The organism is Polynucleobacter sp. AP-Ainpum-60-G11 (genome assembly GCF_018688375.1).
In the GTDB taxonomy this organism is placed as follows: Bacteria; Pseudomonadota; Gammaproteobacteria; order Burkholderiales; family Burkholderiaceae; genus Polynucleobacter.
In genome coordinates, this window is sequence record NZ_CP061318.1 from 523,811 (window position 1) to 537,563 (window position 13,753).

The following is a 13,753-nucleotide window of genomic DNA, read 5'->3' on the forward strand; positions in this document are numbered from 1 at the left end:
TTACTCGCGGTGGTAGGGGTGGCCTTGCAATATAGTCCAAGCTCGATAGAGTTGCTCAACCAGCAAGACTCTTGCCATGGCATGGGGTAGGGTTAGGCTCGAAAGGCGCCACATTGCTTGTGCATTTTCTTTGAGGCTGGAGTCGAGTCCGTCAGCACCACCAATTAAAAAAGTGATGTCAAATCCTTCTTGACGCCAGTTTGCTAAATGGGTAGATAGATTTTGTGTGGTTTGATCCTTACCGCGCTCATCAAGCGCTATGACACGCGAGCCCTTCGGAATAGCGGCTGCAATTTTGATAGCCTCTTTGGCCGGGTTGAGATCGGGTTTAATCTCTTTGATTTCAATGCTGCAATCTGCAGGCATACGCTTGATGTAATCATGGGTTGCAGTTGCAACCCATTCTGGCATTTTGTGACCAACAGAAACAATCGTTAAGCGCATTGTTAAAACATTAATCTTCGTCGTCGGGTTCGCTGGCCTTCACAAGCCCCTTGTCTGCTGCTAATTTGACCCGAACAGGCTTAGCGCCCCACATACCCTCTAATTGATAGTAAGCGCGTAGTGCTGGTTGCAGAATGTGCACCACGATATCGCCACAATCAACGAGCACCCATTCACCAGTCTCTAAACCTTCGACCGAGATGACTTCACCACCCTTAGCATTGACTGCCTCTTTAACTGACATGGCCAATGATCTGGTCTGTCGATTGGATGTACCGGTGGCAATGATCACGCGATCAAATAACTCACTGAGCTTAGTAGTGTCATAAACGCGAATATCTTGCGCCTTAACATCTTCAAGGGCGTCGATCACGACGCGTTGTAATTTCGTTAAGTCCATAGTTTCTTAAGTATTTTTCTGAGATTTTTGTATATAGGAGTGATCTTAGCCTGATTATTTGTACAGACCCAGATTTGTAATGATTTCTAAAGCATGAGATGGAATGTGCTCTGAAGCAATATCGCTACGAGAGGGGCTTTTAAGCTGATTTCGAAGCTCGGTGGATGAAAGGTCTACTGAAAGACTGTTATCTAGATAGATGCGGCCAAATGGGCTTTTTTCAAGGGTATCCGCATCAATACATTGATGCTTTTCCAATAAAGTTACGATTTCAGCGCCCATTTGCTCTGAAACTTCATAGTGGGGTCTGCTAGCTACGGCGAAATTCACAAAGCTCAGTAATTGATCCCAAGAGTTCCAGGTGGGGAGATTCAGAAGGGAATCGGCTCCCATTAGCCAAGTTAAGCTGACATCAGGCCGAAAACGTTCTCTCAGTGCTTTAGCAGTATCGATAGCATAGCTAGGGCCTGCTCGATCAATTTCGATGCGATCAATGCCAATCTGAGTTGATATCTTTAGATACAGAAATGCTCGAGCTAGATCAATGCCTGCTGCTTCAGTCAGCTGCAGGCGGATTTCCGCAGGAGTGATGCCAAAGTCTTTTTGCCAAGGTTCACCGCTTGGTACGAGAAGTAGGGCATCAAGATGCAAGACCTTTGCAAAATGCGTAGCCAATTTGAGATGACCAAGGTGTGGTGGGTCAAACGTACCACCTAGGATGCCAATTTTTTTTGGAGTATCCAAATGCACTGAGCTCAACTTAGGCTAGCCAGTCACGCGGCTTAAGGTAGTAGTCGTAGAGCTTAGCTTCTGGCGTGCCGGGTTTTGGTTGCCAGTTGTACCACCACTGAACTACCGGTGGCATGGACATCAGAATGGACTCAGTGCGTCCACCAGAGTGCAAGCCAAAAATAGTGCCCCGGTCGAATATTAAGTTGTATTCCACATAGCGGCCACGACGGTATTCTTGAAACGCTTTTTCTTCGGCGGTAAAGCTATCTTTGTAGCGGCGCTCGACAATCGGCAGGTAAGCATCAATAAAGGCATCGCCAACAGCGCGTGTCATGGCAAAGCTCTTCTCAAAACCAAGCTCATTAAAGTCATCATAGAAAACGCCACCAATACCCCGGGGTTCTTCGCGATGCTTTAGATAAAAATATTCATCGCACCATTTTTTAAAGCGTGGATACAGATCCTCACCAAATGGATCTAAAGCATCTTTGGCTGCTTGATGAAAGTGCTTGCAATCCTCATCAACGCCGTAATAGGGGGTGAGATCAAAGCCGCCACCAAACCACCAGACCGGCTCTTTACCAGGAGCTTGCGCAATAAAGCAGCGCACATTCATATGGGTGGTGGGAACCTTAGGGTTGTTTGGATGAAAGACTAAGGAAACACCCATGGCTTCAAAGCTGCGTCCCGCAACCTCTGGGCGATGGTGTGATGCGGATGGAGGCATTTGATCGCCACGAACGTGCGAGAACCCTACACCACCTTTTTCTAAAATATTTCCACCATCCAAAATGCAGGTGCGTCCATAACCTTTTAACTTGCTATCTTCTGGTTTTTCCCAGGCATCCACCATAAAAGTTTTGCCATCAAGTGCACTCATTACAGTCGTGATGCGATCTTGCAGCCCTAAAAAGTAATTTTTTAATTCTGCAATATTGATTTGAGTATGTTCAGTTGATGACAAGGTTCAAAGATCTTCGTAGTGGATGTTATGAATTGCTCAAGTTATTTAACTGCGCGATAGCCAATATCTTTTCGATATTGCATGCCATCAAATTGGATCTTAGAAATGGCGTCGTATGCTTTTTGTTGTGCACCACGAACCGTATCGGACAAGCCTACTACACACATTACGCGACCGCCTGAGGTAATTAGCTTGCCGTCTTGCAGCTTGGTGCCAGCATGAAAGGTCAACTGATCTTCGGTATCGGCAGGAATACCGGTGATGACATCACCATTGCGCGGAGTATCTGGATAGTTATGGGCTGCGAGAACTACGCCTAATGCAGTGCGACGATCCCAATCTAATTCCACTTCATTTAGAGTGCCATCAACTGCATGATCTAATGCGTTGACTAAATCACTACGCAGGCGCGCCATGATCGGTTGTGTCTCTGGATCACCCATGCGGCAGTTGAATTCCAAAGTCTTAATCTTGCCGTCGGGGGAAATCATCAAGCCTGCATAGAGAAAGCCGGTGTAGGGAATGCCATCAGCCTCCATCCCCTTGACTGTGGGCATGATGACTTCACGCAAAGCGCGCGCATGAATTTCTGGGGTAACTACTGGAGCAGGGGAATAAGCACCCATGCCGCCAGTATTAGGGCCTTGATCAGCATCGAGTAAACGCTTGTGATCTTGGCTGGTAGCTAAAGCTAAAACATGTTTACCGTCTACGAGCACAATAAAGCTGGCTTCTTCGCCGGTTAAGAATTCTTCAATGACTACCCGTGCACCTGCATTACCGAGCTTGTTGTCGGCGAGCATCATGTCGACAGCAGCATGCGCTTCTGCTAAATCCATAGCTACAACTACACCCTTTCCTGCAGCAAGTCCATCCGCTTTAATAACGATCGGCGCACCTTTAGCATCAATGTAAGCATGCGCCTCTAATGTATTTGAGAAAGTTTGGTATTCCGCTGTTGGGATACCGTGGCGTTTCATGAATGCTTTGGAGAAATCTTTTGAGGATTCCAATTGAGCTGCCAGTTGAGTTGGTCCGAAGATGCGCAAACCATTATTGCGAAACACATCTACGATGCCGGCAGCTAATGGAGCCTCAGGACCCACTACGGTTAAATGAATTTTTTCACGTTTAGCAAAGTCTGCTAATTCTTGAAGATCGGAGATAGGGAGATTTTCAATTCCGGCTGCCGCTTGTTTTGCGGTGGCAGTGCCGCCATTTCCTGGTGCTACATATACGGTTTGCACTTGTGGGGATTGAGCAAGCTTCCATGCTAATGCATGTTCACGGCCACCGGATCCAACTAAAAGAATTTTCATGACGAGCTAAGAAATAAGTTAATGAATGGGATTTATCAATTCGATGGTTTACAAGGATGCATTCGTAAATACTTCTTGAACATCATCTAAGTTTTCAAGTGCATCCAAAAGTTTTTGCATGCTTTCAGCTTGTTCGCCTTCAAACTCGGTTTCAGTTTCTGGGCGCATAGTGACTGTGGCAAGTTCAGCCTTTAAACCTGCTTGGGTGAGCGCGTCTTGCACTTTAGAAAAGTCAGGAACTGGTGTGAGTACCTCGAGTGAGCCATCATCATGGGTGATGACATCTTCGGCGCCGGCATCCAGCGCGATCTCCATGAGTTGATCTTCATTGGTGCCAGGTGCAAACAGCATCTGTCCGCAGTGTTTGAACATGAAAGCAACAGAACCTTCTGCACCCATGTTGCCACCATTTTTTGCAAATGCATGGCGCACTTCAGCAACGGTGCGGGTACGGTTATCTGTTAAGCAATCAACGATGATGGCGGCACCATTAAGACCGTAACCTTCGTAACGAATCTCTTCGTAGTTCACGCCCTCGAGTGAGCCTGTCCCCCGCTGAATTGCTCGCTGCACATTGTCATTCGGCATATTGGCATCTTTAGCCTTATCAATTGCCAGACGTAAACGCGGGTTCGTAGCGATATCGCCGCCGCCTAATTTAGCTGCAACCGTAATTTCTTTGATAAGTTTGGTCCAAATCTTGCCGCGCTTTTCGTCTTGACGTCCTTTGCGGTGCTGAATATTGGCCCATTTCGAATGGCCGGCCATACGGGTAAGTCCTTTTGAGTAATATCGCTTGAAGACCTCATTTTAAGGGCTTCTGAGGTCAAGAATTGGGAGTAGTACAACTTTTTTGTTACACTCTCACCTCTTAGTAAGCTTCAATGCAGTTTTTCCACTGCAAACACCTGCCCCGGTGATGGAATTGGTAGACGTGCCGGACTCAAAATCCGGTGCCGCAAGGCGTGGCGGTTCAAGTCCGCCCCGGGGCACCATCTCAAATTGGCTGATTTCTACACCTTTGTGATGCTCTCAATCTCAAATCTCATAAGTTTCTGATTCGCTATTCATAGCTTGCTCAACAATTTTCTTAGTGAGCGTTGGTGAGAACAATTCGATAAAGGTGTAGACGAAAGATCGCAAATAAGCACCTTGCTTAACACCCAAATGCGTCACGTTATTGCCAAATAAATGTCCAACCGGAATGACTCGTAGATTGCGATCTCGATCTGTGTCATAGGCTAATCCAGCAACAATCCCTACACCCATGCCTGTTTCAACATAGGTCTTAATGACATCGGCATCAATCGCTTCCAAGATGATGTCGGGGCTGAGATTGCGTTGCGCAAATGCGGCATCAATCTTGCTACGACCAGCAAACGCTTTATCGTAGGTGATAAGTGGATATTTCGCAATCTCTTCTAGGGTGATTGTTGACTGATTCAGTAGTGGGTGACTGAGCGGCACCATCACAACGTGTTGCCACTGGTAACCTGGAAGCGCCAGTACACCAGGAGTATTGGCAATGCCTTCGGTTGCAATTGCGATGTCAGCACGATCATGAATGAGCAGCTCTGCAATTTGCCCTGGGCTTCCCTGTTGAATGCTGACCCGAACCTTTGGAAAGCGTTTAGTAAATTCAGTAAGGACTTTAGGTAAGGCGTAACGGGCTTGTGTATGCGTAGTGGCAATCACAAAATTACCCTGATCCTGGCTGGCAAAGTCTTTGCCAACTCTTCTCAATGTTTCCACTTCGTCCAGAATGCGCTCAATCGAGGCAAGGATGCGTTTACCTGGCTCAGTCAGCGAGCGAATACGTTTGCCATGGCGTCGGAATATTTCTACTCCAAGCTCATCCTCAAGCTCAATAATGGCTTTCGAAACTCCTGGCTGAGAAGTGAAGAGCGCCTTAGCTGCTGAAGTGAGATTGAAGTTCTGCCTTACGGCTTCGCGAACAAAACGAAATTGATGCAAATTCATATGGATTCCATTCTTTATATCAACTGCGATATATCAACAGAATTCTATATGATTTTGGGGTATTAAGCTCTAGATACCCAACGTAAACCCACAATCGCCAAAATGAAATAGAGCAATGGAGGTGTGAGGGCGGTAAGTAGGGTTGGCCATGAACCCAGAAGCCCCACATTCGAGAAGAGGGAGTTGAAAAGCTGGAAGCTCATACCCAGCATGATGCCTCCGAACACCTTGATGCCGACACTACCGGCGCGAACCTTGAGGTAAGCAAACGGCAGGGCCAGTGCCAGCATGACGAAGATCGTGAATGGGTAAATCACTTTTTTCCAGAATGCAATGGAATGCCGCTGCACATCTTGTTTGTTATCTCTTAAGTGAGAAATAAATCGACCCAAACTAAAGATCGACATTTTTTCTGGGCTGACCAACAGTACGCTCAAAATTTGAGGTGTGACTTCAGAATCTAGGCTCACGATTGGGTGCACGAATGTTTGCGCTGAGTAGACTGGGTTTAGGGGGTCAGCCTGCTTAGCTTCTTTAAAGCGAGTTTCTGTGACGTCATCCAGAATCCAGGTTCCAGTTTGATCAAAGCGCCCGGAAACAGCGCTTCGAATAGAGAGCAAGCGGTACGCATCGTCAAACTCGTACATGCGGATATTTTTAATTTCGTTATCTTGCTCAATCTTGCCAACGTTGACATAGCGCACCCCTGGCCTCACTGGCCCGCTACCGTCCTCATCGCGTAAACGATCTTTTACCCACACGCCCGTTTTAAATTGCGAGCTATAGGATGAGCCCAAAGCCTTCATACGAATTTGGTCGGACAAGTTTTCGGTATAAGGCCCTAGCCATTCGCTCATCACAAGCGTAACAATAATTAAGGGTAATGAAATCTTTGCGAGGGTGGTTAAACCTTTGCGCATATCTAATCCAGCAATGCGAAGAATCGTGAATTCAGATTGACTAGCCAACATGGCAAATACATAAATACTTCCAATCAAACCGGCGATTGGAATAATTTCAGAAATGCGACTGGGCGCTTTTAATAAAACATGCAAAAGGGCTAGAGGTAAGGTGTACTGGCCCTTGACTGAACCAAGTTCGCTGAGGATGTCAAAAAATAAAAATAGCGCCACTAAAGCAAAGAGGATGAAACCAAAGGCAGCATAGATCTGCTTAGCTAAGTAGCGTTCATAAATATAAGGGAATAGATATTTCATCTATTTGCCAAGAAGGAGGGAAGTTGACGGCGCCACCATTTCAACGAGGGGTTGATGCGGTTGCGAATCAGTAAAAAAGCAATGCTAAAGGCTAGGGCATGTATAGGCCAAGCTGCAACAAAAACATTCACCTTGCCTTGTGATACAAAGTTTTGAGTGAGATTGAGTAGGTTGCTGTAAATCAAATAAATGAGTACGGCATAAAACATCGCAGTGTAATTGCCTAGCCGGGGATTGACATAGGCTAGTGGAATGGCAATCAATACCAGACCTAAAGCCATTAAAGGTAAACCGATACGCCAGAGTAATTCGGCGTAATTCGCATTGAGGGCAGCTGGATTGGGATCATTCAACAACTCCAAAACAGTTTTTTCTCGGTCACGCGGCGCTGGATCCAGCGCGCTTTTGCTATGAATGTGGGTGCTGTACTCGGCAAATTCTAAAATTCTGAAATCCGGTTGCGTAGGGAGTCCTTCATAGCGACGGCCATTATTCAAGACGATTGATTTTCCGCCACCCTCTGCATTTTCAATAAAGCCGGTGGAAGCAACGGCAACACTCAGTCGTCCATTTTTGGTTTCTGCGGCAAAGATATTTTTCACTTCACTTTTATCTACATCCAACTCTTCAATAAAAAATACGCGCTCTGCTTTAGCTGACTCTCTAAATTGGCCTGCGGCAACCATGGAGACATCGCTGCGTTGTTGAAAGCGCTGACTAATGATGGTCGATTCGCGGTTAGCCCAAGGCCAAACAAACAAAGCTAGGAGGGTGATGATGACGATGAGGGGTGCTGCGAAGCGCAATATTGGTCGAATCAGGCTAGCGATACTAAGGCCGCTAGCAAACCATACAATCATTTCTGAGTCTTTATACCAACGCACTAGCACTATTAAGACGGCGACAAACAGGGAGACGCTCAGTAGAACTGCCATATAGCCAAGGGTGGCCAACGCTATCAAAACTAGAGCATCCTCTGGATTAACAGCCCCATTGGCTGCAAAGCCCAGAATACGGATTACTAGAGTAGTGATCATGATGGTGACCAAGACCAAAAAAACGCCACCAGTCGTAAAACTGAGTTCGCGGCGAAGGGCTTGGTGAAAAATCATGAGTAAATAGTAGGCTGGCTGTTATTGGCTCACTCAAGATGTGAACCTGCATCTCGGAGGATAATGGATAAACACCCATTTTTTTCCGTGAATTGACTTAAAAAATACCTCAAGACATCATGACTATTCAATTTAGCACCAAGAATTTCGCGCAAGCCGATCTGAATAACCCTAAGCAGCTCAAGGCGAGCTTAGCTACGCTATTGGCGCAGAGCTCTGATTGCTTGGTTTTGGCCTATTTAAAGACAGATTTAGGCGCCTTAGCGGCTAGCAAATCCAAGTCTGGACTGTTGGTTGAGTTGGATCGATTGCTTGGTGGTTCGGTCACCCATGCAAATGTGGTGGGTGATCTCGACAGTCAGTTAGCCTCTACCTGTGTAATCCGTGCTGAAAAATCCTGGGCTAGCTCCGGGGTAAAGGTGAAACGCATTCTCTTGGTCTCTTTGGGTGACACTGCTCCAGCTGATGCGCGCAACCTGATCTCCTATTCAAAAATTGCTCGCGCTGCTTTGAAGCAATTAAGTGGCAACTCAATCCAAAATGCATTGTGGTTCATTCCAAGTTTTGCCTTGGGTCATTGCGCTGAGTTTATTGCCGAAGAAGTACGTTTAACAATTCAATATGCTGGTGATCAAGCCTATCGCTTTGGTGTCCGCCAGCCCACCATGAAATTCAAGGCTAAGGACAAGGCTGATACTTTTAATCACCTCATCTTTGCTGGTAATGACTCTTGCGCTAAGGAGCTTAAGCTCGCTGTACCAGAGGGTGCGGCCATGGTTGAGGGGATGAACCTAGCTAAAGACTTAGGTAATTTGCCCCCCAATATTTGCACCCCAACTTATTTAGGTAAAGCAGCGCAAGGCTTAAGCAAGAAGACTAGCCTAAAAGTTGAAGTCTTGGGCCGTAAGCAAATTGAAGCTTTGGGCATGGGCTCCTTTTTATCAGTGGCTCAAGGCTCAGATACGCCGCCACAATTTATTGTCATGCGCCATCAAGGCGGTAAAGCCGGTGAAGCCCCGATTGTCTTAGTTGGCAAAGGAATCACCTTTGATACCGGCGGTATTTCTCTGAAGCCTGGGGAGGCGATGGATGAGATGAAATACGACATGTGCGGTGCCGCCTCCGTGATCGGTGCAATGTACGCGACTGCTTTAATGAAGTTGAAAAAGAATGTCATCGGCGTGATCCCGACTTGTGAAAATATGCCTTCCGGTAATGCTACTCGCCCTGGCGATATTGTGAAGAGTATGTCTGGGCAAACGATTGAGATTCTGAATACCGATGCAGAAGGACGCTTAATTTTGTGTGACGCTTTAACTTACGTTGAGCGTTTCAAGCCTAAGGCCGTGATTGATGTAGCTACCTTAACAGGCGCTTGCATCATTGCATTGGGTCATGTGCATAGCGGGGTGTTCTCTGATGATGAAGGCTTAGTCAGTGCTCTCACTAAAGCGGGCCATGCCTCTTTAGATACTGTATGGCGCCTACCTTTAGACGCTGCGTACCACGAGCAATTGAAATCAAACTTTGCTGATGTAGCCAATATTGGCGGACGTCCAGCAGGCAGTGTTACTGCAGCTTGCTTCTTATCGCGTTTTACTGAAAAATATAAATGGGCTCATTTAGACATCGCTGGTACCGCCTGGAAGAGTGGCGCTGCCAAAGGCTCAACCGGACGCCCAGTGCCATTACTTGTGAACTACTTGTTAGATCAAAAGTAATTACAGAAAGTAATTCATGGCCCGTATCGATTTTCATAGCAACGTGAGCGATAAGCTGGAATATGCTTGTCGCTTAACACGCAAGATCTGGAGTGCTACAGCTGCTGGTGAGTCTGTGCGCAATATCGTGATGGTGGGCGAGAAAGCTGATCTCAAAAGACTGGATGAATTGTTGTGGACATTTAGCGCAACGGATTTATTGCCGCATTGCTTCATTGATGATGAGGCAGCAGCTGATACACCTATTTTGCTGACAGAGCATTTTTTATCGCCTGCGTTGGCTCAACTCCCCCATGCGGATGTATTGATTCATCTGGGAATGCGCATGCCCTCCGATGTTCCAGGATTGCTTGCGCGCTTTCCTCGCATCGTTGAGGTTGTGACTATTAATGAAGCGGAGCGTCTCGCTGGTCGCGAGCGATATAAAGCCTATCGTGATTTAGGTCATGAGCTGCATAACTTCGACCAATCTAAATCTTGATTTTTATTCCCCTCCAAGTATGTTGATTCATCCAGAATTTGATCCTGCTGCAATTCGGATTGGCTCGTTTGCCATTCATTGGTATGGCTTGATGTATCTCTTAGCCTTCGCCCAGTTTTTGTTGCTTGGTCGTCTGCGCATACGTGCTGCCCGATATCAATCTTTGGGATGGTCATATAAAGACCTTGAAGATCTTTTGTTTGCTGGTGTTCTAGGTGTTGTGCTTGGTGGCCGCTTGGGTTACACGCTGTTTTATATGCCGGGCTACTACCTAGCAAATCCTCTCAGCATCTTCAAGATTTGGGAGGGCGGCATGTCCTTTCATGGTGGGCTGCTTGGCGTTTTGCTGGCGCTGCTTTGGTTTGGGTATCGTCGCAAGGTTTCATTCTTTGTGGTGAGTGACTTGGTTGCGCCACTCGTGCCGTTTGGTTTGGCATTTGGCCGACTGGGTAATTTCATCAATGGTGAGTTGTGGGGTAGACCAACAGACTTGCCTTGGGCGATGGTGTTCCCCATGGTCGACGCTATTCCTCGTCACCCATCTCAGATTTACCAGTTCCTTGGAGAAGGCGTTTGCTTGGGCATCATCCTTTGGATCTATTCCAGCAAACCCCGCAGGGTCGGACAGGTTTCTGGGTTGTTTTTGCTAGGCTATGGCATTTGCCGCTTCTTAGCAGAATTTGCTCGCGAGCCCGATGCCTTCTTGGGCCTCTTGGGTCTCGGTCTATCGATGGGGCAATGGCTCTCTGTGCCCATGATAATTTTCGGAATTTACCTTATAGTGAGAGTGAATTCAAAAAAGGTAGGTATCAGTAGTTAAAAATCGAGTTTTCTGGGTCTTTTGTAGTTAATTTCTAGAAATTAACCCAATTCCCTGGAAAAGCATTCATTTTTTACTGAAATTACCCATTTTTTGACTACATTTACTTCAATTGAGGGATATACATGCTGGAGAAGCTCACTAAAGCGCGAAATTTGTCCAAGGCAAATAACGCTATTAAGCGTTTGATATCCGAGCGGGGTGAATCTAATGCGCTCAGCATGGCTGATGATGTGGTCAATAACTATCGCAAATTAGCAAAAGATCAACATGTTTCATTCTTTGCTTTTCTATTCGAGAAACTCAATCCCCAAGCTGACGCGGTGTTAAAGGCGGCACAAAATTTTGTAGCTGATTCTAGTGCTCGAAATTACATCCAGCTTCAAAAGGTTTCTGAGTCACCCCGCCAAGAATTCTTCCGTCGCTTAAATCGCGCCAGTCAAGGAACTGCAGCAGTAGTTCAAATGCGTCGAGACTTACTTCAGTTGCTGGATAAAAAACCAGAATTGGCTGCTGTGGATTTTGATATGCGCCACTTGCTGTCATCTTGGTTTAATCCTGGCTTTCTTAAGATGCATCGAGTTGACTGGAAGTCGCCGGCAGAGGTGTTGGAGAAATTGATTCAGCATGAAGCAGTTCATGCAATTGATGGTTGGGATGACCTACGCCGCCGTCTACAGCCTGATCGTCGTTGCTTTGCCTTCTTTCATCCGCAACTACCTAGCGAACCCCTCATTTTTGTGGAAGTTGCACTCTTGCCTGAGATCCCTACGGTGATCACCCCCTTAGTAGATAAAAAAGCAGAAACAGTAGATCAGGCTTCTCAGTACAAAGTTGCGGTCTTTTATTCCATTAGTAACTGCGAGCCTGGTCTTCGTGGCGTATCTATGGGTAACTTTTTAATTAAGCGGGTAGCCGAGCAATTGCATGCTGAGTTCCCTGGCATCAAAACCTTTGTCACTTTGTCACCTATTCCTGGGTTTATGGATTGGGTGGCTGGTGGTGCAAATTTAGGTGAGGGCGTTCCTGCTGAGCGATTGAAGCCAAACCTCAAGCTAGCGCGAGATACTGCCCTGACAGTTCTGAAGTTGGAGACTCAGTCTTGGAGTGAGCGATTGGCGGGCGGTTGGCATCCTGACCAAGCTACTGAAAAAGAAAAAGAAGCCTTGCTTTCATTGGCAAGCATGTATTTGGGCTTAGCTTCTACTGGTCGCGATGGAAATCCAGTGGCGAAGTTTCATTTGGGCAATGGAGCTAAGTTACACCTGGTTAACTGGGCGGGGGATTTATCCCGCAAGGGGTTGCGTCAATCCGCTGGTCTGATGGTCAACTATCTATATGATTTGGCTAGCGTGGAGGATAATCATGAGCGCTTTGCCAATGGTGAAATTGTTTATTCCAGGGCAGTTGGCCGCTTAATGGCTCCCTAGTGTTTTCCCTTGTGTGGACTTATGCACCAAGTGTTAAGTACCCTTAAAATGATGCGGTAACTATAAAAACGACATCAATCACAGATTGATCAAAAGGAGACGAAGATGTTTAATCAAAAACTTAAGGCATCACTTTTTTCTGTAAGCGCCTTGAAGAAATCATTGTTTCTTCTCTGTGCAGCACCTTTGGCGGTTATGGCACAAGAATGGCCAGCCAAGCCAGTGACTTTTTTGAATCCATTCCCTGCAGGCGGTGGAACAGATGCTTTTGCTAGACCATTAGCAGCTCAGTTAACAGAGCAAATGGGTAAGCAGTTCATTATTGATAATCGTGGTGGCGCCGGCGGCACCGTGGGCGCATCAGTTGCGGCAAAAGCAGCGCCAGATGGTTATACCTGGTTCATTGGTGCAACTCACCACACTATTGCGCCTTCGATGTACAAAAATCTTGATTACGATATTGAGAAAAGCTTTATTCCTGTAGCGATGGTGGCTAACGTGCCTCAAGTCTTGGTTGTTAATCCCCAGCGCGTGAGTGCGCGCAATGCCAAGGAGTTCGTTGCGCTCATGAAGCAAAACCCAGGTAAATATAACTTTGCAAGTGCGGGTAGCGGCACCGTCCATCACTTGGCGGGCGAGCTATTTAAGATACAAACAGGTACCTTTATCACCCACATACCATATCGTGGTGCTGGTCCGGCGATGAATGACTTGTTAGCAGGCCAGATTGACTTGGAGTTTGATGGTCTTGCGACCTCTGCGCCACAAATTAATGCAGGCAAGTTGGTTGCGATCGCTGTAGCATCAAACAAGCGCTCACCTGCGATTCCGAACGTACCCACTTTCAAAGAAGCTGGCTTGCCAGACTATGAAGTATCTACTTGGTACTCGATATTTGCACCAGCCGGAACTCCAAAGCCAATTGTTGACAAAATGATTGTTGAAGTTCAAAAAGCACTGAATACTCCAAAGCTCAAAGCAATTTGGGAGAAAAACGGATCAGATACGCCGAGTCTATATGGAGATGCTTTTGGCAAGCAGGTTCGTGCTGACGTTGCTCGTTGGTCTACTGTAGTTAAGAAATCTGGCGCTTCGTTAGATTAATTAAGTATTTAATGAATTGGTATTTGAGG

At 46.5% G+C, this 13,753-nt stretch carries 13 protein-coding genes, 1 tRNA gene and 1 pseudogene; 6 read left to right on the top strand and 9 right to left on the bottom strand.

Annotation, left to right across the window (positions count from 1 at the left end; translation table 11 throughout):
- From rlmH to FD971_RS02790, 6 genes and pseudogenes are all read right to left on the bottom strand, one after another.
- Complete coding sequence (gene rlmH / locus FD971_RS02765) at window positions 1-444, bottom strand: 23S rRNA (pseudouridine(1915)-N(3))-methyltransferase RlmH (protein WP_215334597.1); 444 nt, start codon at window positions 442-444, stop codon at window positions 1-3.
- Between the two features lie 13 nt (window positions 445-457).
- Window positions 458-844, bottom strand: a pseudogene (rsfS, locus tag FD971_RS02770) (ribosome silencing factor); the annotation flags it as partial.
- A gap of 54 nt (window positions 845-898) precedes the next feature.
- Entirely contained in the window at window positions 899-1,594 is a 696-nt protein-coding gene (locus tag FD971_RS02775) for an adenylyltransferase/cytidyltransferase family protein (RefSeq protein ID WP_251368697.1), read from the bottom strand.
- Between the two features lie 10 nt (window positions 1,595-1,604).
- On the bottom strand, window positions 1,605-2,516 hold the full coding sequence (hemF, locus tag FD971_RS02780) for an oxygen-dependent coproporphyrinogen oxidase (protein WP_215335129.1): 912 nt from the start codon (window positions 2,514-2,516) through the stop codon (window positions 1,605-1,607).
- A 65-nt stretch (window positions 2,517-2,581) separates the two neighbouring features.
- On the bottom strand, window positions 2,582-3,859 hold the full coding sequence (gene purD / locus FD971_RS02785; RefSeq protein ID WP_215334599.1) for a phosphoribosylamine--glycine ligase: 1,278 nt from the start codon (window positions 3,857-3,859) through the stop codon (window positions 2,582-2,584).
- 48 nt (window positions 3,860-3,907) lie between these two features.
- Window positions 3,908-4,627 (bottom strand): YebC/PmpR family DNA-binding transcriptional regulator, encoded by a 720-nt coding sequence (locus FD971_RS02790; protein WP_215334600.1) that lies wholly within the window; start codon window positions 4,625-4,627, stop codon window positions 3,908-3,910.
- A gap of 142 nt (window positions 4,628-4,769) precedes the next feature.
- Here FD971_RS02790 and FD971_RS02795 point away from each other — a divergent pair.
- A tRNA-Leu gene (locus FD971_RS02795) sits at window positions 4,770-4,854 on the top strand.
- Between the two features lie 43 nt (window positions 4,855-4,897).
- On the opposite strand, the gene FD971_RS02800 is transcribed toward FD971_RS02795, so the two are convergent.
- The 3 genes from FD971_RS02800 to lptF all read right to left on the bottom strand — a co-directional run bounded on the left by FD971_RS02800 (window position 4,898) and on the right by lptF (window position 8,168).
- Entirely contained in the window at window positions 4,898-5,839 is a 942-nt protein-coding gene (locus FD971_RS02800; protein ID WP_215334601.1) for a CysB family HTH-type transcriptional regulator, read from the bottom strand.
- A 62-nt stretch (window positions 5,840-5,901) separates the two neighbouring features.
- Entirely contained in the window at window positions 5,902-7,056 is a 1,155-nt protein-coding gene (gene lptG, locus FD971_RS02805) for an LPS export ABC transporter permease LptG (RefSeq protein WP_215334602.1), read from the bottom strand.
- Complete coding sequence (gene lptF / locus FD971_RS02810) at window positions 7,053-8,168, bottom strand: LPS export ABC transporter permease LptF (protein ID WP_215334603.1); 1,116 nt, start codon at window positions 8,166-8,168, stop codon at window positions 7,053-7,055. Before lptF ends, lptG begins: the two co-directional genes overlap by 4 nt.
- Window positions 8,169-8,293: 125 nt before the next feature.
- Between lptF and FD971_RS02815 the strand changes: the two genes are divergently transcribed.
- The 5 genes from FD971_RS02815 (at window position 8,294) to FD971_RS02835 (ending at window position 13,724) form a co-directional block, all read left to right on the top strand.
- Window positions 8,294-9,889 (top strand): leucyl aminopeptidase, encoded by a 1,596-nt coding sequence (locus FD971_RS02815; protein ID WP_371743070.1) that lies wholly within the window; start codon window positions 8,294-8,296, stop codon window positions 9,887-9,889.
- A gap of 16 nt (window positions 9,890-9,905) precedes the next feature.
- The gene (locus tag FD971_RS02820) at window positions 9,906-10,370 is read left to right on the top strand and encodes a DNA polymerase III subunit chi (RefSeq protein WP_215334605.1); all 465 of its coding nucleotides are present in this window, start codon (window positions 9,906-9,908) and stop codon (window positions 10,368-10,370) included.
- Window positions 10,371-10,389: 19 nt separating this feature from the next.
- On the top strand, window positions 10,390-11,190 hold the full coding sequence (lgt, locus tag FD971_RS02825; protein ID WP_215334606.1) for a prolipoprotein diacylglyceryl transferase: 801 nt from the start codon (window positions 10,390-10,392) through the stop codon (window positions 11,188-11,190).
- A 125-nt stretch (window positions 11,191-11,315) separates the two neighbouring features.
- Entirely contained in the window at window positions 11,316-12,620 is a 1,305-nt protein-coding gene (locus FD971_RS02830; protein ID WP_215334607.1) for a malonyl-CoA decarboxylase, read from the top strand.
- A 105-nt stretch (window positions 12,621-12,725) separates the two neighbouring features.
- Complete coding sequence (locus FD971_RS02835; protein WP_215334608.1) at window positions 12,726-13,724, top strand: tripartite tricarboxylate transporter substrate binding protein; 999 nt, start codon at window positions 12,726-12,728, stop codon at window positions 13,722-13,724.
- The last annotated feature ends 29 nt before the right edge of the window (window positions 13,725-13,753 follow it).

Excerpts from the sequence above, each read along its gene's own strand:
- lptF (WP_215334603.1), bottom strand. The coding sequence starts at position 8,168 with ATGATTTTTCACCAAGCCCTTCGCCGCGAACTCAGTTTTACGACTGGT.
- FD971_RS02820 (WP_215334605.1), top strand. The coding sequence starts at position 9,906 with ATGGCCCGTATCGATTTTCATAGCAACGTGAGCGATAAGCTGGAATAT.
- FD971_RS02830 (WP_215334607.1), top strand. The coding sequence starts at position 11,316 with ATGCTGGAGAAGCTCACTAAAGCGCGAAATTTGTCCAAGGCAAATAAC.
- FD971_RS02800 (WP_215334601.1), bottom strand. The coding sequence starts at position 5,839 with ATGAATTTGCATCAATTTCGTTTTGTTCGCGAAGCCGTAAGGCAGAAC.
- FD971_RS02790 (WP_215334600.1), bottom strand. The coding sequence starts at position 4,627 with ATGGCCGGCCATTCGAAATGGGCCAATATTCAGCACCGCAAAGGACGT.
- lgt (WP_215334606.1), top strand. The coding sequence starts at position 10,390 with ATGTTGATTCATCCAGAATTTGATCCTGCTGCAATTCGGATTGGCTCG.
- lptG (WP_215334602.1), bottom strand. The coding sequence starts at position 7,056 with ATGAAATATCTATTCCCTTATATTTATGAACGCTACTTAGCTAAGCAG.
- rlmH (WP_215334597.1), bottom strand. The coding sequence starts at position 444 with ATGCGCTTAACGATTGTTTCTGTTGGTCACAAAATGCCAGAATGGGTT.
- purD (WP_215334599.1), bottom strand. The coding sequence starts at position 3,859 with ATGAAAATTCTTTTAGTTGGATCCGGTGGCCGTGAACATGCATTAGCA.
- FD971_RS02835 (WP_215334608.1), top strand. The coding sequence starts at position 12,726 with ATGTTTAATCAAAAACTTAAGGCATCACTTTTTTCTGTAAGCGCCTTG.